At 54.1% G+C, this 20028-nt stretch carries 16 protein-coding genes and 3 pseudogenes; 14 read left to right on the forward strand and 5 right to left on the reverse strand.

Going from position 1 to position 20028, the window contains the following annotated elements; genetic code table 11:
* A pseudogene (locus E3374_RS17710) lies at positions 1-453 on the forward strand (transposase); the annotation flags it as partial.
* Positions 454-598: 145 nt separating this feature from the next.
* Here the strand turns inward: E3374_RS17710 and E3374_RS11415 are convergent.
* Entirely contained in the window at positions 599-2167 is a 1569-nt protein-coding gene (locus E3374_RS11415) for a sulfatase (protein WP_136689198.1), read from the reverse strand.
* A 771-nt stretch (positions 2168-2938) separates the two neighbouring features.
* Positions 2939-3244 (reverse strand): fibronectin type III-like domain-contianing protein, encoded by a 306-nt coding sequence (locus E3374_RS18100; RefSeq protein WP_136689199.1) that lies wholly within the window; start codon positions 3242-3244, stop codon positions 2939-2941.
* 654 nt (positions 3245-3898) lie between these two features.
* Here E3374_RS18100 and E3374_RS17445 point away from each other — a divergent pair.
* Positions 3899-4102, forward strand: coding sequence for a fibronectin type III-like domain-contianing protein (locus E3374_RS17445; protein WP_211194958.1), 204 nt, complete (start codon positions 3899-3901; stop codon positions 4100-4102).
* A gap of 134 nt (positions 4103-4236) precedes the next feature.
* Here E3374_RS17445 and E3374_RS11430 read toward each other — a convergent pair whose 3' ends face one another.
* Both E3374_RS11430 and E3374_RS11435 read right to left on the reverse strand, forming a co-directional pair.
* A complete protein-coding gene (locus E3374_RS11430) occupies positions 4237-5421 on the reverse strand; it encodes an inorganic phosphate transporter (protein ID WP_136689200.1) in 1185 nt (394 codons plus the stop codon).
* 216 nt (positions 5422-5637) lie between these two features.
* Positions 5638-6165, reverse strand: a pseudogene (locus tag E3374_RS11435) (IS6 family transposase); the annotation flags it as partial.
* A gap of 87 nt (positions 6166-6252) precedes the next feature.
* Here E3374_RS11435 and E3374_RS11440 point away from each other — a divergent pair.
* Both E3374_RS11440 and E3374_RS11445 read left to right on the forward strand, forming a co-directional pair.
* A pseudogene (locus E3374_RS11440) lies at positions 6253-6888 on the forward strand (IS6 family transposase).
* A gap of 134 nt (positions 6889-7022) precedes the next feature.
* A complete protein-coding gene (locus tag E3374_RS11445; protein WP_248299469.1) occupies positions 7023-7592 on the forward strand; it encodes a mechanosensitive ion channel family protein in 570 nt (189 codons plus the stop codon).
* Between the two features lie 108 nt (positions 7593-7700).
* On the opposite strand, the gene E3374_RS11450 is transcribed toward E3374_RS11445, so the two are convergent.
* On the reverse strand, positions 7701-8198 hold the full coding sequence (locus E3374_RS11450) for a TetR family transcriptional regulator C-terminal domain-containing protein (protein ID WP_211194959.1): 498 nt from the start codon (positions 8196-8198) through the stop codon (positions 7701-7703).
* Here E3374_RS11450 and E3374_RS11455 point away from each other — a divergent pair.
* From E3374_RS11455 to E3374_RS11505, 10 genes are all read left to right on the forward strand, one after another.
* Positions 8155-8664 carry an exodeoxyribonuclease VII large subunit gene (locus E3374_RS11455; RefSeq protein ID WP_248299470.1) on the forward strand — a complete coding sequence of 170 codons (510 nt, stop codon included), beginning with the start codon at positions 8155-8157 and terminating at the stop codon, positions 8662-8664. The genes E3374_RS11450 and E3374_RS11455 overlap by 44 nt on opposite strands.
* A 1-nt stretch (position 8665) precedes the next feature.
* The gene (xseB, locus tag E3374_RS11460) at positions 8666-8848 is read left to right on the forward strand and encodes an exodeoxyribonuclease VII small subunit (RefSeq protein WP_136689201.1); all 183 of its coding nucleotides are present in this window, start codon (positions 8666-8668) and stop codon (positions 8846-8848) included.
* Positions 8849-9417: 569 nt separating this feature from the next.
* On the forward strand, positions 9418-9615 hold the full coding sequence (locus tag E3374_RS11465) for a hypothetical protein (protein ID WP_248299471.1): 198 nt from the start codon (positions 9418-9420) through the stop codon (positions 9613-9615).
* Between the two features lie 354 nt (positions 9616-9969).
* Positions 9970-10413 carry a hypothetical protein gene (locus E3374_RS11475; protein WP_136689204.1) on the forward strand — a complete coding sequence of 148 codons (444 nt, stop codon included), beginning with the start codon at positions 9970-9972 and terminating at the stop codon, positions 10411-10413.
* 22 nt (positions 10414-10435) lie between these two features.
* Complete coding sequence (locus E3374_RS11480; protein WP_248299472.1) at positions 10436-12097, forward strand: hypothetical protein; 1662 nt, start codon at positions 10436-10438, stop codon at positions 12095-12097.
* The gene (locus E3374_RS11485; RefSeq protein ID WP_248299473.1) at positions 12094-12987 is read left to right on the forward strand and encodes a hypothetical protein; all 894 of its coding nucleotides are present in this window, start codon (positions 12094-12096) and stop codon (positions 12985-12987) included. The genes E3374_RS11480 and E3374_RS11485 overlap by 4 nt, the downstream gene beginning before the upstream one ends.
* Positions 12965-14347 carry a hypothetical protein gene (locus tag E3374_RS11490; RefSeq protein WP_248299474.1) on the forward strand — a complete coding sequence of 461 codons (1383 nt, stop codon included), beginning with the start codon at positions 12965-12967 and terminating at the stop codon, positions 14345-14347. Before E3374_RS11485 ends, E3374_RS11490 begins: the two co-directional genes overlap by 23 nt.
* Positions 14348-14356: 9 nt before the next feature.
* Positions 14357-15370, forward strand: coding sequence for a hypothetical protein (locus tag E3374_RS11495; protein WP_136689205.1), 1014 nt, complete (start codon positions 14357-14359; stop codon positions 15368-15370).
* Complete coding sequence (locus E3374_RS11500) at positions 15367-17463, forward strand: VirB4 family type IV secretion system protein (RefSeq protein WP_136689206.1); 2097 nt, start codon at positions 15367-15369, stop codon at positions 17461-17463. Before E3374_RS11495 ends, E3374_RS11500 begins: the two co-directional genes overlap by 4 nt.
* Positions 17464-18046: 583 nt before the next feature.
* The coding region (locus tag E3374_RS11505; RefSeq protein ID WP_248299475.1) for a type IV secretory system conjugative DNA transfer family protein at positions 18047-20028 on the forward strand (1982 nt) is incomplete at its 3' end.

The raw sequence follows: 20028 nt of genomic DNA on the forward strand, positions 1-20028 counted from the left end.
TGCAGGACTAAAAGGCCGCGAGTGCAACTCCTAGTCGCGCTCGCGTGCCCTATCGAGACGTGGCCGTGGCAACTATCACGAGGGCAAACCGCCTGTATTAACACTCGTTGATCTGGGTAGTGATCAGCGACACGTCGTCCCCGCGAAATCCGCTGACGAATCGACCGTGCGACTCCTCCTTAACAACCATGAAGAGGAGTCGCTAACAGTCTACACCGACGGATTTCGAGTGTATGACCTATTCGAAGACGACGAGAATTTCCAGCGAGAATCCGTCAATCACGGCGACGGAGAATGCGTCGATGGAGACGCACACGTCAACACGTGCGAGAGCCACATCGAAGAATCTCCAAGGACAAGTTGACGTCGTGTCTCAGAGCCTTCAAACGCCGGCGACGTATCCTCCGGAAACCCGGCCGAGAAGCACTCGAAGAAATCGTTCGAACCGTGCTCCAACTCACCAACAACGTGCTTCACATGAGCGTTGTTCTTCTTGGTGATCAGCAAAACCACTCGAAATACCTCTGAATGCATCGAAAATATCCCAACAAACTGCTCGTCAAAGGGTCATTAACACCGATTCTAAGATTCCTTCGCCTTAGTTAGTCCAATCGTTGTTCGGGAATGTTTGTAGCATTCGTTCGACGGCTGCGATCTGTTCATCCGATCGATCGAGTGTATGATATAGATTGATGAGATCGTCCGGATCCACGTACAGAAATGGCCCATACGAACTCATTCTGACAAGGGTATCCATTCCTCGAGCGTCGGTCGGTCGTTGTTCTTTCCAGTCATTCGAGATATGGCTGCTAAGCCAGGTATCGAGTCGTTTGCGGAGTTTGTCCGCAACCTCAGATTCTTCAGTGATTTTGTTATCCCTCATGTTTGGATCGTTTTCCAAGTCATGGAGAAGTTCGAGCCCCCCGTTTGGAAGTTCCGGATCGTTGTACATCCCTGGATAAGAAAACACACCAGGATGGTACAGCCGGATATACGCCCAGCCATCTTCGTACACTGCCCGACCGTACGTATATATCCCGTGACCACACACGAGGGTGTTCCGACCTTCGAAATCATTACAAGTTAACGCGCTGGTGAACGGTTCTGCGTCCCAGCCTGATGGTAACTCAACATCAAATAATTCACATAACGTTGCCATTAGATCAAATTGATATATATATTCGTCGACGGCGGCTCCTCTTCGATCGTCTGTTTTTCCAGGCCAAGAAACGATCATGGGCACCCGCTGGACGGGGGGATGTGGGAACGCATGATCAGCGTAGATTCCATGTTCTCCGAGCGCCTCACCGTGATCGCTTGTAATTATGATTGCAGTCTCATCTCGTATATCGGCCTCTTCAAGTGTTTCTAAAAGTCTAGAAATTTCGTTGTCGACTTTTCGGATTGCGGCATCGTAACCGTCAATGATGTGTTCAGCGTGGTGTCGAGATCGGATCCGTTCGGGCATCGAATGTTCGCTATATTTCTCGTCGTAACACTCGGCGCCGTATTCAGTAGGATTCGGCCATAGATCAGCCGTCCGAGGTCCGGTCATTCCCTGTTGATCGTCAATCGCATTCTGATCGGGAAAGGAGGCGGGAGGTCCTGACTCACACACCTCTTCGAAATACTCGTTTATTCCGTGGTATGGGTGATGGACATCCCAGTAGTTAACATGCAATAACCAGTCGTCATCTGTTGCGTGTGAATCGAGCCATGACCTTGCTGATTCAGTCACATCCTCCCCACTTTCGACAGCAAGGAGACCAGTCTCAGCCGTTGGCTGAATTGAATCTTGGAAAGCACCACTAAAGTGATAGGCCATGTGCCGCTCGGCGAAACTACTGATCGATGCCGTTCTTATTCCTTCATGTGCGAAGTGCTGGAAACTTTGGAGACGGTCGTCGTCTAAGTCGTGTCCGGACCCAGGATTGTTATACCATTGCCCCTCTCCGTAGTGAGTTACGACACCAGTTTTGATCCCATGTCGACACGTCGATAACGCCGTTCTAGACGGTAAACATGGTGTGTCTGAGGCGAAACAACGATTAAATCGGACACCCTCTTCGGCTATTCTACTAATAGTTGGAGCGGTATCCCGACTATATCCATAGCATTGAAGATGATCAGGCCGAAGCGAATCTATGTCTATGATTAACGCTCTCATACGACCAAGAAAAATTCGAAAGCAGTTTAAAGTTACGTGATAAGGAGTGGCAATGTTCGGAAGACTGAAGGGAATACTGTGAGTAATCCTATTCTGCACCCAATGAGAATTCCCGTTTCAAGGTTTTTCCTCCCAAGAAACTGTATCTCATTTATCCTGTCCTTGGGAGATAGGACCAAGATCTCAACATGTCCGCCCCCGTTCTAACACAAGGGTTTATCCGGATACCACAGGTTGAACGGACCATTGGCAGCCTTTTTCTATAATATAGAAGGGGAACTTCCTTTAATTATCTTCATTAATTATATTTTATCGAGGAGCTAGTTCTTCCATTTATTTCTTCTGAAATATTTCTCAAAGATTCCTTCATCCTGCGGTTGTCCTATCTATTGAATATTTGACTTTTATTATATAGAAATTCTATAATGAGGGTTCACTCTATTTCGAAACGTTTGAAGAGACGCTACTCAAAATACCATTCAAACTTAATATAGTGTAACAACAGTACAGTTGTTATTAAAGAGTTGAAATAGTCCGCATTACACTGCTTCGGACGTTTCGAATATGTTGAAATGAGGTCGACGGTCGTGTTTCGTTTACCGAGTTTCACCATGTTCCGAGACTCTGGACCCAGTCTTCGGCTCTTTTCGGGTTTGGCGTAAGATGGACCATCTCTGTCCGATACTGTCAAGCTGGACTACCGTGTCATAGCATCACACACAGCGTCATTTGACGAAAGTAAACTCGGCCGAGAGGCCACCGTTAGCAACTTCAAAAACGACCTGGTTCTACGATTGCCGATCCATTCGGACCACTGACGGTCAAGTCGGGCGGTTCGAGCGTAAATACAATCTTAGTCCGGTCGCCAAACTCGATCTCTGCTCTGTCGAACACCTTCAGTTCCAAGGTTAACGTCACACTCGAACTGACGACGTCCCGCACATACAAGTGAATTACCTCAGTTCCGGTCAAATTCCCTTGATTAGCGATCATGATGAATACGTCGATTCGGTCGTCCAAACCGATACGATCGGCCGAACACGGTAGTGACTCGTATTCGAACTTCGTGTACCTCATTCCGTGCCCGACCTCGAACAGTGGATCATACGAGGAAAGGTGATTTGCTTCTCCGCTCGGAGTTAGAGGCGGAACGTGATCATGGAGGGTAGGAATGACATAGTGATTACGGGATTCAGATCGGAAGCGAACCAGACGGGTTTATCGCTCCCGTCATAATCTCCCCGATTGTAGCCCTCCTTCAGCTCCCGAAAAAAGACCGCGAGGACGCCATCAGACGCATCGGCTGATTCGGAAAGTGCGAGAGGACGGTCGGAGACAACAACGAATACCGTCAAATTTCCCGTCTCAGCAATCCGATCTATCAGATGCGTCTAAGCCCAGGCGAAGCTCTCGCCGGAGTGTTTTCGGCGACGTGGATCCAGGCGGCTGACTCCCTGTGACGCTCGGCCGGTCGGCCGAGATTTATTCGACGACCGAGGAGAAATCGTTCCGGGCGTTGACGGCATCGGGTCCTACGACGAGGCTCTGTTCGTCGATATCGCTACTTTGACCGCTCTGGGACCGAACCACTGTTCTCGTTCGGCCACGGGATGTCGTATGCGAGCTTCGAGTACTCCGACGCGACATCACCGTGACCGACGACGGGTTCGATGTCGCTGTCGACCTCACGAATATCGGCGACCGTTCCGGAACGGGGGTCGTCCAGGTGACGTGGGCAAGGTAGACGCACCCGTCGCGACCACCGAACGTGAACTCGTCGGCTTCGAATCGGTCTCACTGGAGGCCGGTAAGTCAACGACGGTCACCGTCTCAGTCAAAGACTTCGTGTACTACGACGAGACAGACGACTGGACTATCCCGAAACGATTAATTCGCTCTTCCTTGGACGTTCCTCTCAAGACCTCCACGAAATGATGGTCATCGAGATCTGACCGGGACTGGCGCGCATCATCACGAACGAAGACGGAAGGTAAGAATGACGACCAGGATGGGAAAATTACAGAGTATTATCCTATGGAAAAGGACACCATCTCGGACTCTCTGCACGATTAGGGAATACTTGCTATGACCCTCATCGCGCTGTAGCCGAATGCGCCCGAGAGACAGAATGAGACGATCCAGGCTAATATCGTGTTCCGCATTTTCGAGACGCTTACTGGCGCGTTCTCACCCGCATAGCCACTCCCGATAATCGCACTGACGATAATCTCGTTAAATGAGACAGGGACCCCGAGGAACACGGCGACTTGTGCGATAATAAACGACGGAACGAGAGATGCGATCGACCTTTTCGGTCCCAGCGCGGAATAGTCTTGAGAGAGAGCTTTGATCATTCGCGGAGCACCAGTCCACGAGCCGGCCAACAGCCCAAGACCACCGAACCCTAATATGGCGATAAGCGGGACTTCCCATTCGTCTAGCAATGGGAGGAGGGGGCCCACGGCCAGCCCTACCTGCGTCGCCCCCGCGGAAAACGCGACGAGACAACCGAGAGCTATCAGGAATCGACACTCTGTGGCTACGTCGGATACTCTGTGTCTTTGTTTAAGCACGATACCGCCAGTTCCAGCGAGAACGAGTGATATACCGATCTGCCCAGGTTCTTTTAGTGTCGTCGCGATGAACGACAGGATTGCACTTGAGAGTGACTGACTCTGTCCGGGCGGGGCGAGTACACTGAATTCCATATTGACGACGACAAACAAAGTGAGAAACCCGAGTGCGCCAACGATCACGTCGGTCGGCAGACGTGGTGAGTTCAACATGCGAGCGATCGAGTACGAAACGCTAGCGCCGACGAACGGGGTAAGGATCCACAAAGTAGCGATCCGTCCATAAGTATTCCACGCTGGAAGCCCTCCGAGCGCAAGCCCCACACCGGTAACCGCACCTGTCACTGTAAACGCTGTCGCGATTGGATATCCAGTGAAAATCCCCACGATAACGAGCAGGGCGGCGGTAAAGAGGGTGATAATGACTGCAATCGAAGGCAAGGTGATGTTTTGGATAAGGCCGCTCCCGATGGTTTCGGAGACATTAGTGCCCTGGAGTATCGCACCGGTGAAACCCAGAATTCCCACGATAAATCCGGCACGCATTACGGAGATTGAGTTTGCACCAACCGCCGGTGCAAACGGTGTCGACCCACTCGATCCGGCCCCGACAGTCCAGGCCATGAAGAGGCTACCGACTGTAGCGAGCAGTAGCAATGCTACTCTCTCGAGCGCGATCATCATTTAGGGACCATGTTCTGAAGTTAAAATAATTTACGCACTTTATTCGGCGGTGTTGAGATAAGGATTGAAGAGTGAGACGTGGCGTCTTCAAAGTGACAATTATCGAAAACTAACCTCTAAGCGGTAGTATCGACCAGATCGACTTACAGTTTGTGGGGCACGAACCGGTAGTGTTCAGATAAGGTGGTTCCATGCGAACGCGAAGGATCTGAGTCAATCATCAGCTGTTTCTGCAGCGGTGTGACTGAAACAGTTTGAGATTAAAAATGTTCGACATCTTATCTTTTGAAAGACATGTTCGACGCTATTTCGATTTCCAGCGCGTTCGTATCTGAAATCGAGGCCGTGTCGATTGCAGGCGTCTTTCAACGAGTGCGAAACGTCAATGAGAAATACCGCGTCGTCGACGTTGTGTTTCTCACGCAACTCGGGGAAGAACACTTGAGCAAAAAGGCGAGTTAGTGGTCGATTCAAGCTTTGTATGAATCAGTTCGTTCGATTTGGATCGACAGCAGCGTACAGCCAATACTTCTCATCATCAAGCCGGATCACAGTTCCGTCGACCACAACGTGATCCGGGCTTCGTCCAGTATCCGGCTGTAGATTGGCTTTGTGAACCCAATTATGAACAGTTGAATGAGCACGGTTGACACCGAATACCTCAAGAATAGAAACAGTATTCTAAAGAGATAAATCAGCAAGATGCATCTGAATACTGAGCTTCATCAGAGATCGCGGTGTTGTCGAGCACCTCATACATCTGGTGGTTACCAATAAGGCGGTGTTTAGTTAAGCGTGAAAAGTGAGGCGGGAGAATTTTCATGGTCTATGGCCGAAATCACCCGCCTCAGCGGCAGTAGCGATTGGATCGAGTTAGATTTTGTGGAGCGCGAGCGGACACCGCGCCGGCTGATGGAACTCGGTATTCGATTGCATTTGGCCGGACTATCACTTTCGAATACCATCTCAGAACTTGAGAAGTTCGGTGTCCAACGCTCGTGGAAAGCCGTCCACGACTGGGTGCAAAAGGCCGGTCTACAGCCAGTCAGCGGGAAGGCTCCGAATCAGATCGCACTCGACGAAACAGTGATTCGGATCAACGATCAGAAGTACTGGCTGTACGCCGCAGCAAATCCTGAAACGAACGAATTGCTGCATATTCGGCTCTATTCGACGACTACGACCGCATTGACCGAGATGTTCCTGCAGGAACTCCGTGAGAAACACGATGTCGAAAACACGGTGTTTCTCGTTGATGGTGCCCAACATCTCCACACTGCGCTGCAACGAGCTGGACTCCGATTTCAGGTTGAACGCAGCGGAAATCGGAACAGCGTCGAACGCATCTTTCGTGAAATATAACGCCGAACGTCTTCGTTCTCAAACTGTTCCAGTCACGTCGAACCGGAAACAGCCGAAAATTGGCTTCAGAGTCACGCAACATGGTTGAACTCGCTAAACTAAACACGACCGTTCGGAACGTTCTCACTGTGGGGCGTCCAGCTAAGCGATCTTCCGCTGGGAGCCGGCGTCCTGGGTATCGTGCTGGGTTTGCGGCCCAGAAGACGCTCGGATCGATCCTCGTGGGGTTTATTCTCATGCTTTCGCGACCCTTCGCCATCGGAGACTGGGTCCGAATCGGCGATCACGAAGGATTCATCACCGAGATCACCATCAACAACGTCCGCCTCCGTAATCTCGACGGTGAACACGTCGTGCTCCCGAACGAAGCCGTGAACAATCGAACCATCATCAATCGCAGCATCGAAGGGAAACTTCGGCTCCGGGTGGAAGTCGGGATCGATTACCACGTTGATCCCGACCATGCCGAAGCTGTCGCTCTGGAGGCGCTCACGGAACTCGAGGAGATCATGAGTCAGCCCGCCCCGCAGGTACTCCTGGTTCGGTTCGACGATTCGGCCGTGATACTCGAACTGCGATTCTGGGTCGACAAACCGACTCCACAACGGAAATGGCGAGCCACCCAAGTAGTCATCCACGATGTCAAGGCAGCGTTCCGACGCGAGGGAATCAAGATCCCGTTCCCGCAACGTGAACTCATGGGGAGGAAAGAGACTGGTGGCTTTCGAGTCGTTGACGACGAGCTGAGCGGCCAACCTGAGGCGGATTCATACTCGCCGACATCATCGACAGATCGATCCGAGTGAGCGGGAGCAGTGTCCCTTCCTCGATCACCGATTTCCTTCGAGTGGAGTTCGTGCCTCGACGATCGCGTCCGCACGACTGAGATTTGTCACCCTATCTCCTCACTTGAGTCAGGACCGGCACCTCAGTTCAGAGTCGATGTACGAGGCCAGCGAGACGCGTGCTGCCGCAGCGGCGCTTTTGCGGTCTGTCGTCACGCGACCGTACATCGCGCCATTGACCGTCGCTAGGATATGCTCCGCGACCCGCGACGGGGCAACATCACGGAAAGTGCCATCGTCGATGCCGCGTTCGACGATGCTCCGGACGGTGGCTGCCAGTCGTTTATCGATTTGCGTGAATTGCTCGCGAAATACCCTGTTCGTCACGGCCTGGGAACGGAGACCGACTAGCACCGCTTGGAGCTGTCGTTGCTCCTCGTCGGGCTGAAGCGGGAAGAGCTTCTCTATGACGTGCTCGAGATCCTCTGACGGTTCGTCGCCTGTCTCTGTCTCGATCGTCTCTTCGAATCTATCGACGGCGAACTCGAGAAACGCGACCAGAAGGTCGTCTTTCGTGTCGTAGTTGAAGGATGCGACTGTCCAGGGATCGGAGGCACCGACATCCATCGCGAATGGGATTCACCATCTGGACCGCTCGGAGGACGTCGACGCAATCATCGTTGGCCGCGGTGGCGGGAGCGATTCGAACCTCCAGGCGTTCAATACCGAGCGGGTCGCAGAAGCGATTTTCACCGCGAACACGCCCATTGTGACCGCCATCGGCCATACTGATAATCGGCTGATTGCGGATCGGGTAGCAGATATGGCCGCGATCACGCCGACGGCCGCCAGCGAGTACATCGCGAAGTCTCGGAATGACTTCCTCGCCAGCGAGATCGAGCCGTTGGAGCAACAGCTTGAGACTGCTTACGAGACTTTTGAGCAGGAGTACGAACACGAGCAGGAATTGGCCGAGGCAGTCGAAGAGGCGACCGCTCCCGAGGGCCTTCCGCCGGTTTACTACAAGGCCGCAATCGCGGTGCTTCTTGTACTGTTGCTGCTCATCACCGCGCTCTGGTTGGGAGTGATCTGAGATGGCGAAGGACACTGACATCAAACGGCGAATAGACCGGGTCGAGGAGATCATCGACCAGCTCGATGCGGACGAGGCCTCGCTCGAGGACGGCCGTGATCTCCACGACGAAGGGCAAGAGCTGTTGTCCGAAATCCGAGAGCGGCTCCAGGAGAGGGACGGTGAGGTTATCGAGATCGAGTGATCGGCGTAGCAGTCGGCAAATTGTTCGAGATTAACCAACATTTCGTCGGACAGGTACTGTCTTGTTGGTTAAAGCTGTGCCCGCGCAGACCCAGCCTGCATGCTTAACTACGAGGTCCGCCCAATTCGAAACGTGCGGGATAAGCCACAATGCTACACGAGAGAGCACTGGTCTTCGGTGTCCATCTGGTGGCCTGTGGCATCGCCTGAGTGCTCCACGAGGAGGCTCACTATGCGGAATCAATCTTTTTCAGGGTAAATCGGTACGGCCCCTACGTCGATGCCGTCCACGACTTTTACCTGTTCCATGGGCGATCCATATTCCCCAACTGGATCAGACCATAGTACTTGTCTCAATGCCTCTGCATAGTTTGTCCTGAAGGTCCGAGTGATTCAACTACCCTTCAACAAAGAGTGTATTCTAAAAGTGTGTTGCAAACAGTACTTTTTTGTAGATATGGCGTAAGTATATGCAAATGTAGCATGTCCCAAGCGAGTTCCAGTAGTAGCCGAATTAGTCCTGATGGAGAAAACGAGGCCTCCACGTCAGTTGAGACTTGGCTTGAGGGGGTGAGCAAAGCACTTGACCCGTCCGAGTGTGACTATCTCTCCGAACTCGGAATCTACTCCATTCACGAGCACGACACTGCCCGGACGATCACTCTTCCCCGGGGAGCAACGGAATTCGATGACGTAACGACAGTCAAGCAATACTATTTTGAAGGCGAAGAGGTCCCACTTCTCCTCGTCGTTCCGATCACAATCTGACCGTAGATATTAGTCATAATCGATCTCGTTGACTTTGTGGTCAGAGTAGAACTGGATAAGATACTGAAACCGTCCTGTATCACTGGTAAATGAGTCGAGTTCCTCTTGAAGCCAGTCGTATTTTTGTTGTGGGATACGCATATTTATCCGCGCAAATTCGTCATCGACGCTCGATTCTGTGTCTCTCGTATTTGTCGAAGAGTCGGCGTTTGACATCATGCCCATTCAGACTGTAACCGGATATATACTCCAGTGGAATCGGAATTTCTCTAGAGAACTTGGAGACTTTGGAGAACTACAAATACATTACAATATTCTAACTGTTTTTGACCTCGCTCATCGTGCTGACTGGTAATGTGTGCGCAGACTTCAACCGACAATACGTCAGACAGTACTGGTAAAACGGCTTCTGCGGTCCGCGCAATTCACCGGTCCATCGGCCCGATCTTCCTGTCGTTGTTGCCACTGCTTCTGTTTGTAGGAACAGCGGCCGCGCAATCGAACAATTCGACTGCGGGGACAGGGACAGGGTCCGCATTCTGCGGAACAAACATCGCCGCCACGATCGAGAATATCTTCGCCATCATCCAATTCGGGGGCCCGCTCGTCGGCGGTGTTCTCGCACTCGGTGCTACTGTGGCAATTCCGTTTACGCGACGGTCAGACTGGAAAAAGGAAATGAAGACGGTCCGCAATCAGGGCCTGCTCTGGGGTGTGATCGTCGCACCACTCGGTACGGAGATCGTCCAGTTCATTCTCAATAATATCGTGGTTGGTGGGACAAGCTGTGGATTCTGATGGAACAACCGGAATCGTACTCATGGTGATCATCGCTTCTCCCCTCCTCGGAGCAATAGCGGTTGGACCAACCAACGCCCATCCCCCGAACAGTACGGACCACAATGTCCCGGAGGAGACGTTCTATAAACTGTGGTCCGGCGATCAGGATGGAACGAACGGGTCGACGCAAAATGGTGAGTCGGCGATGGAACAACTGGGGAGAGGAACGGATATTCCGTTTGATTCGCCTCCACAGGCCGTCGATCAGTGGAACCGCGGGGACCATCAAGAGTTCCCGGCAACAAACCGCTCCGTATCGATCCATCCACCGGATGCGAGCCTCACTGATGGGCGATTCATTCGGGAAGCGTACACCGAGATATTTTCCGTCCAACCGTCGACGCACGCTCGACTTTCTCCGTCACATCAACCGCTGTACGTTGCGCCAAACGGAACGCTTCGTGGAACAGTCGATTATCGGGTCGTTGTCCCACCGGACGATACCTCCGGTGATCGTCGTGTCTACTGGAGTCTACAGCGCCACCAGATCGAGGAGACAACGCTATTCGTCGATGGTGCGAAAAACTCGAGTGCTTCAGGTTCACATACGCCGGCACTGTCATATACCCTGGATGATATTGCCGGCCTCAGTCAACGATTAACTCTGCAGGCGAATATCTCTGTTCGACTGCAAAAGACGGTCAAAGAGTGTACCAACCACGACCTCGCCGGGGAGTGTGTGAACTGGCGGACGTCGATTACCTACCCCAGGGAGGAGGTCACAGTATCCGATTCGATTCAGGTCACGAAATACGAACTCGTCGTACTGGGCTTCATTGCACGGTATCCGAACGGCGATCTCGGATTGGTCGTCTTCAAAAACCAGCCATGGCTCGGTCATAAATTACCGAACGGAGATGTACGGGGAGTCTGGCGGTTCTATTCCTCTCGCGACACGGACTGGGATACGCTCGTTGTGGATTCAAACAATGGACAGCGGACAATTCATTCACCGCTGCATCCGCTCCAGGTCAACGCCTATCCTATCGAGACAGGACCAACACCGACACCGCGCCGCAACGTGACGATTCTCGATGTCTATGGACGACAAATAGAGCCACCACAACTCTCCGACAATGTACAGCTCGACATACTTACCGAACCATACACGGCCAGCTTCGGCATCGCGACTCGAACGGCGACGAATGAGAATCTTTCATCCGTCCGAGCATGGGGATTAGTGCGTGGCGTCCACGCTGACCGTCCGACCGAGCAGTTCGGACGAGTCCAAATCCACGAGAGTAACCTGACGCTGTCAGTACAGAACACAACAGAGCGGACAGCCACGGTACAGGTTCGTCTCGAACGCGCGGAGGACGGCACTCCGATCAACACGGGACAGCGGGACGGCTACGTCGTCGTCAACGATCGCCGCCTGAATACAAGTGAAAACGGTACGGTAACAGTCACCCTGGAGCGGCCGCCGGACGGTGTTTCCGCCCGGTACGAACCTGGACACTGGTGGCGGAATCGTCCAGGGTATACCGGCGATACTGCGAGTGTCCTTCTCCAGGGCCCGATTCTGCAACTGTTGGCAACACTGTTCCGCTTCAGTATTCCAGTCTCGTTGTTTCTTTTGGCGGTATTCATCATTGACCGATTCACGGGGTGGCGAGTTTGGCCACCATGGAGAGGACTATGACTGAAAATAACTCATCACCGACGGTCGAAGCGTCCGCAAAGCAGTCCATTAGCCGCCGGAAGCTGTTGGCGTACACCGGTGCGACCCTCTTTGCTGGGGTAGCCGGTTGTTCCAAGAGTACTAACGAGAACGAAACAACGACGAGTCAATTCACTCCACCTGCGGATTCAGTGTTTGAGGATGTCGACATAGAGGGTCCGAATCTCGTCGTTACGCTTCCCCAGGATCACGATATCGATCGAATCAATCTCATCGACCCGGATGGGAATTTGTTCAGACAAACTGGCGTCGCAGAAGGGGAAACGAGAGCGGAACTCCAGATCGTCTTCAAGACCGGCGGATCGTACACGGCCGGCGAGTACGAACTCGTCGCGATTTCCGGTGAATCATCCGCTTCGCTTTCCGTAGAGCTACGTCCAGAAATCAACGTTGTGGCTGTCGAGCCCGAACTTGCTGAGGATGATCAAAACAGCACTGGTGGACTGATCGTAACCCTTGAAAACGTCGGGACTGGACCGACGTGGATCTACAACATCGGATTCAGGAATACTCCCTATCCGAACGCACCGGAGGTGATCGAAGGAGACAGTTTTGTGGATACGGTCTTCGAGCGACCTAACAATCCATCCAATGAATTCCTCGCTCCCGGGATAGAGAGAGAATTCCTCAAGAAACGACGTGTTCTCGTCTTCAGCGATACTGATGAAGTCTCTTGTGAAGGAGATACTGCTGAGCTAGCTGTCGTTGTGCAAACCCCTCACGGTGATTTTGAGCAGCCGATCAAAGCGACACTTTCTGGAGGCTATCATATTCGTGATCAAGCCGCTATCCAACATTCTTGTGAGAACGTCGACATCGAGCTGTTGGATGGGGGTGGAGATAATGCGTAGTACTCGATCGTATGTTCTCGAGCTAACTATCGGTTTTTTCGGCTTAGTAGTACTTGAGAGTACACCAGTTGTAGCCAAAAGTGATGGAGATGGTGGGGGTGGTGGCGGTGTCTTAGGCGATATCATTATCGGTGCGATTCAGGAATTACTCAGAATACTGTTTACTCCGATTAGGACGGTTATTGAGACACATGGAGACGCAGTTTTACAGACGGTTGTAGGTACTCCACATCCTGATGCTGTATTCAATCAACCGACGAACGGCGCTTGGCCGACTATCCACGGATATTATTGGAACACAATGATCCCACTGACATTGTCTCTTTTTGCTTTATCCATTGGTATAGTGATATTTCTTGAATCCACAAGCCACCTGTTCAACGGGTACCATCGATCAAAACTCAAGAAGCGAGCATTCGCTGGCTTATTAGGTGTCCTCTCTTGGTGGTGGATTACTGCTCTCTCTTTACAGTTCATGGATGCTTTGGCCAAATTTCTCATCCCTTCCGTGGCTAATATCACGCTTTTCCAGCAGCTGTCTTTTGGCGGGATGGGTGTGCTCGGAACAATTGTCGCACTATCTGCGAACTTCCTACTGTTCATCTTGATCGGCTTGATCTATCTCGCTCGCCATGTAGCCCTCTATCTGTTCGTCCTCCTCATGCCGCTCCTCATCGTTTTCTGGATCCCCGGTGTGGGACCGTTCTCACTGGTTTCGAAATTCATGAAGAAGTTGGCCGGGTTCTACGTGCCGTTCTTATTCATGACTGTCCCGGTTGCACTCCTGTTCCGACTCGGTGACCTCCTCGGAACCAGTATTGGCCCGTCAGCCGGCGAGTTCGGAGCCTGGCTGACGGCACTCATCATCCCGTTACTCGCTGTCGTCTCTCCACTTGTCCTGTTCTGGCAGGCTGGTGCCCTCTTCTTTATGGCTGATCGTGTCTCTCAGCATATGTCTGCCCAACGGGCCCGTACGCGGGTATCAAACACCCGAGAACGGATCCAGATAACCAAGCAAGGAGGGAAGAACTTCGCCCGTGGAGTTCGCGATCAGCCGGCTGTCTCGACAGATGGCCAATACCTCCTGAATTCGGGGAATTCTCGAGCCCACGCAACCGGTCAGCGGTTGAATCAAGCAGGGTCACGGCTTCGAGACGTGTTGGGAAACAACGGGGATGGCGGGAGCGGCGGAAACAGCGGTAACACCTCTTCAACCACCACTACTGGAGGTTCTGTAAATGAGAGTCAGAGCCAACACGGGCAAACATACGACCGCTCACAGAACGATCACTTCCGCGATCCACAGTCTCGAACACAAGATCACCATTCGCGGGATGAGCAACCACGATACATCCACTAATACGCACTTATGAACGGCGTCACTGATCCTGCAAAACGTATTCCGAAGTCGCTCGGTACCGATACCCAGTTCCTCGGAAAATACACGTTGACCGATTTCGCTGTCGCGGGTCTTCCCGGTGTTCTCGTTGTTCTCTTTATTCAGGTCGTTATTCCCTCGTCGTTGACTGTCTGGGGCATTCAGGTGTCCGCTCTCACGATTCCACTCGCAATTCTCGCGATCGCGGTAGGTGGCCTGTTTGTTTACCTGACACCAGAATACACAGACAGTCTCGATTGGCTCGGCCTGTTCGCGAACTTCCAGCGTAGCGACTCTGAAGTCACTCATGAAGAGGCGAAAGAGTACACCCACATCGAACGAGTCTATCCGAGTTACGACGCCATCGAGCGGACTGATGGGGGGATCGTCGGTGCGATACAGGTTACTCCCCCGACGATGGCCCTTGCAACCGACGACGAGTGGGAGCAAAAGACGAACGCCTTCCAGGACTTCGTCAATACGACGGTCGAGTTTCCGATCCAGATTTACTCGACGACACAAGCGTTCCCGGCGACCGAGTACATCAGTCGGTACGAGGATCGACTCACGGATCCGGACGTCAAATCCAACGAAAAACTGCAGGCACTCATCCAGAAATACATCGACTGGTACGACAGAGAGTTAGCCCAGCGGCAGATGACGATTCGAGATCACTATCTCATTATTCCGGTACAGCCCCAAGAGGTCCGCTACGAACGGGAGAGTTTGATTGAGAAACTCGCCGGCGTCCCTTTCATCGGAATCCTCGTCCAGATCTGGACGGCGCCACCGAAAGAAGAAGAGCGGGCCGTCATGCTCGAGGAACTCGACGAGCGCCGGCGGCGAGTGGAACGTGGCCTCCGTGGTATCGAGGGCTGTGATACGCGCGTTATCGACGCAGCTGAGTTGACGCAGTTGATCGCGGAGTACTGGTCCGGTACTGAGATCGAGTACGGTAATCCCGAACAGGTGCTTCGTACGGCGCCAGTAATCACCAAATCATGATTCGAGACGTTCTGCCCTTCGGTAACGAGAGCGATTCGGCGAGCGAACAGACGGAATCCGATACTGACGACGAAACGGTCGACGAGCCCGACGGCGACGAACAGTCGTCCGAACCCGCGCTCACTGTCGAGTACGACGCAGACGGTACAGACCTCGACGGCATTCCCGAGATTCATCAGACCGTCATTTCGCCCTCGAGTATCGAACGGACGCCGAGTGCGATTCGTACCGGCGATCAGTGGGCACAAAGTCTCTGGGTTGGAGAGTATCCCGACGCGCCGATGGACGGTTTCCTCGAGAAATTATACGCGGCTGCCGAGACCCAGCAGACGGACATTAGCATTCACATCGACCCTCGTGATACGCGAGAAACGTTGGATTCGTTGGAGAACAAAATCGAGGATCTTGAAGCTGACTTCGAATACCTGACCGAGAAGCATCGGGCGAGCGCTCGGGGCGTCAAAAAGGACCTTGAGGACCACCAGGAGATGTACGACGTCCTCCGGAATACGACGATGCAAGCGTTCGATATCTCGATGTATCTCACAGTTAGAGGCGATGAGCGTGAGACTATCGATACTGAGTCAGTGTCGACGACCGCCCGGCAAGCGCCTGCGAATCTGACGCCGGTGACGCCGCGCTGGTCCCAGCTGAAGACGTTTACCTCGGCGAGCCCGATTGCCCTCGATCAGTTCAACGAGATACTGGACAGCAAGACGCCGATGCTCGGCGGTGCTGTCGGCGCGATGTTCCCCTTCGTTTCCGGTGCATTTGCTGAACCTGGGATCGAGTATGGCACGTACGCGCTGAATTCGAGTCCGCTCATCCTTGACCGCTTCAAGCGAGAAACTGGTTACTGTATGATGGTTATCGGGCGGCTCGGGGCGGGCAAATCGTTCGCGACGAAGCTTCGCCTAGTGCGGCGGGCGATGTTCGACGAGGATACGGTGATCATTATGCTCGACCCGATGCAGGGGTTCGCCGGCGTTAACGAGGCGCTCGATGGCGAGCGGATCACGGTCGGTGGCCGGCGGGGTCTGAACCCGCTGGAGATCAAGCCGACGCCCGAGCACGTCTTGCAGAAGGTCGACGACATCGACCCGTGGGGTGAGCAGATCACTTGGGTAATGACTTTCTTCGCGACGTTCTTCGAGCACGTCGCGGACCATCCGCTCGGTGAGCGCAACCAGACGCTCCGGCGTGCTGTCCAGGAAGCCTACGAGAAGCGCGGTATCACCCGCGACCCGGAGACACACTCCCGAGACTCGCCCACCATCCACGACGTCATCACGGTACTCGAGGAAATGGTGGAAGTCCCTGAGGAATATGGCTACGTCACTGAAGGCGAGCAGGAAGCCGTCCAATCCGATGTACAGTCCCTGCTCAAGGACCTCCGCCCCTCGTTTCGTGAGGGTGGAGAACTCGAAAACTTGGCCCGTCCCTCCGAATTCGACCTCGATTCGAAGGTCATCTATCTCGATCTCCACCAGGAGGAGGGCACCCGCGGTCAGGCAGAGACCAGTCTGATGATGCAAGTGCTGTTCAATAGCGTCTACGAGCGGGTGAAACAGACCGACAAGCGGGTCGTCTTCTGCATTGACGAAGCGCACTACTTGATGAACGACGCCGTCTCACTGGAGTTCTTGGAGACGGCGGTTCGGCATAGTCGCCACTTCGATCTGAGCCTCGAATTCATCACGCAAACGGGGGGTGAATTCGCGCTGACGCCAGAGGCCCGAACCATCGCGAACCTCTGTTCGCTGACTGTCCTCCACCGCGTCAACGAGGAAAAGGAGAAGATTGCCAAGTGGTTCGATCTCAGCGAACGCCAGGTGAACTGGGTCACTTCAGCGAAGGCCGGCGAAGACGAGGATGGCTACTCAGAGGGGCTCGTGGGCATCGACCAGGAGGGCTGGTTCCCGCTCCGGATCCGAGCAAGCGACTACGAGGCCCACGTCATCGACGGCGGCGCTGCGGATGTAGGCGATCTCGAGTCCGAACCGACGGCCAGTGTGCCCCCGGAGAGTCGACCTGCTGACGCGCGTGCCAACGGCGGCGAAACGACCACAACAGCGTCTCAAGACGATGACTGAGAAACAGCGCTCATCGGAGACGGCGACCAACGACTACGGGGACGAATACATCCGAATCACACCCTCCAGAAGCGACCTCGCCCCGGAGACAGTCGTCCGACAGTTAGCCGGACTCCACGGCCTCGATGCTGACAGTGATGGTTTCTTGGGAAAGCTTGGTCCCTTTGGTAATCTGCCGCCAGTCTTCGAATTCCTCGCAATAAGCGAGGGGAAGGAGGAACCTGTCGAGTTCTACTACGGCGCCGATCGGCGGCTAGATGCGCTCGAAGAGCGTCTTCGAACATTGTACCCTCCAACGGTAACCTTCGAACGAGTGACCCTTGACTTGGAGGCGAAGCTGATTCCATCGAGAACAGTTCGCATCAGCAATCGTGATGATGGAACAACGAGTGACGAGTTCGGGGATGAAGATCCCAGTAGCGTTGTGCAACCCCTAGATCACCCCCGACCTGATACTGAGACCTCAAGGGCATCCGATAGTACCAGTCGAAGCCCGGTCGGTGACGGGGGGAGCGTTCTCTCGACGAGCTCCTCTGCATCAATAACGGATGAGTTGTTGTCCGAAACCGGGTCCGAGAACGAGGTGTCAGAGCCTGGGTCGCTCGATCGCGAGACTGATGACGGAGAGCAGCGACCAGAGAACGAACGACCGAGCGTTGACGAGACGACGCCACTGGGAATTGCGTGGCATGGAGACACCACCCGGCGTGAGGACTGGATGACGACGCTACCACAGTTCCTCGACACGGAGGACGAAGATGACGACCACGCCCGTGCCCCGCTGGCTTCACTTATCGACCAGCTCACGAGAGCCGATCATCCCATCGCGTTTCAGGTTCTTTTCCAGCGTAAGCAGGACTGGACGCACGAGGCCCGCGAGCGCCAGCGGAAGCTCCGGGAAGGTGAAGACCGACTTATGGACTGGTTCCTCGGAGAGCTCCTCGGAAACACCGAGAATGAATCACAGAGTCCATCCAATACCGGGCGACAGCGACGGTATCTTGACATCGGAGGCCGGGAGCGTGTCGAAGCCATCGACGAGAAGGAACCCCAGCATACGTTCACGGTGAATATGCGGGCCCTCGCGCTCGTGACGGACGATCACCAACGAGAACGAGTCGATCATCGCCTCGACGATATCGCCTCCGTATTCGACCACCTCAACGGACCCTACTATCGCGTTCGGCCAAAGCGCATTCGTCACGGAGTTCGGAAGCGACGGCGAGCTACAAGACACGCGGACAGAGTGTTCAACGCCACCCTGAGTACCAAGAGTAAGTGGCGAAAGACACGCCCGGATCTCGTCCTTGGGCCGTCTGAGCTAGCGAACTTCGTCGTCGTGCCCCCGTCAACCGATCTTACGACCGAAGGCGGGCGTGGGTCCGACGCTCAACCGGAGAGTCGAACGCCGCTTCCCCTCCCAGCGCAAGACCATATGAACGCGTTCACGGACAGTGGGATGGCGATCGGCCGAGGACTTGGAGAAGATAGAACGCCTACATCAGAGCCCATACGGATTCCGCCACATCTCCTTCCATTCCACGTCGGCCGGTTCGCGAAAAGTGGTGCCGGCAAGTCCGTCGCCCTGATCAACGACGCGCTGTCGCTGTATGACCAGACGACGGGCCCGGTGTTCTTGATCGACTCCAAGGGTGGGAGCTTGCCGGAGAACTATATGCGGGCTCACGCGAAGCGCTTCGGTACAGCAGACCTTGAGGAGAACGTCCTCCATTTCTCGGTCCCCGACATCTTGCCTGGCTTCGCGTTCTTCGATATCACGCCGGCACTGGAAGATGGCGTTCGTCGCGTCGACGCTATCCAGGACAAAGCGGACCACTACGAGGAGCTCATCAAGCTCGTAATGGGGCCGAAGCGGTACGAAGACGCCATCGCCTCGCCGACGCTCATCAAGTATCTCATTAAGGCGATGTACGACGAAGAATACGGCCTCGAGAATGGACACTTCCGCCAAGATACAGACTACTTTACCCACGACCAGCTCGAACACGCAGTGACACAGTTCCACGCCGCCGGGCCGCCGGACCCGACGCCCGCAGATGCACCGCAAGCGAGCGACCCGCAAGTGGCTGAAAAGCTGGAGCGGCACTTACGATCGAACTCGACGTCGTTCTCAAACATCGTGAGTGGTGTGAGCAACCGGATGGATTACATCACGCAGGACACCCACCTGCGGCGGATTTTCAACAATACTGAGTCTCAGTTCGACTTCCGCGACCTCCTCAATGAGGATAAGGTCGTCATCTTCGACCTCGGGGATCTCCGGGACGAAGCTGCACGCGTGATGACCGGCGTCATTCTGACGCAACTCTACGATGCTGTCAAGCGTCGCGACGGCGACGAACTGGCCCGAAAACCGGACAACTACGTGGTGAACCTGCTCATCGACGAAGCGTCGTCGGTCGTCGTCTCGGACACACTGACGACGCTGCTCGAAAAGGGGCGGGAGTTCCGGCTGTCCATCGAACTCGTGACGCAGTTCCCCGAACAGATGAAGGAGGCCGGCAACCGCGAGGTCTACCTGAACGTCCTGAACAACATCGGCAG

It is taken from the genome of Halorhabdus amylolytica (genome assembly GCF_004944975.1).
Taxonomy (GTDB): Archaea; Halobacteriota; Halobacteria; order Halobacteriales; family Haloarculaceae; genus Halorhabdus; species Halorhabdus amylolytica.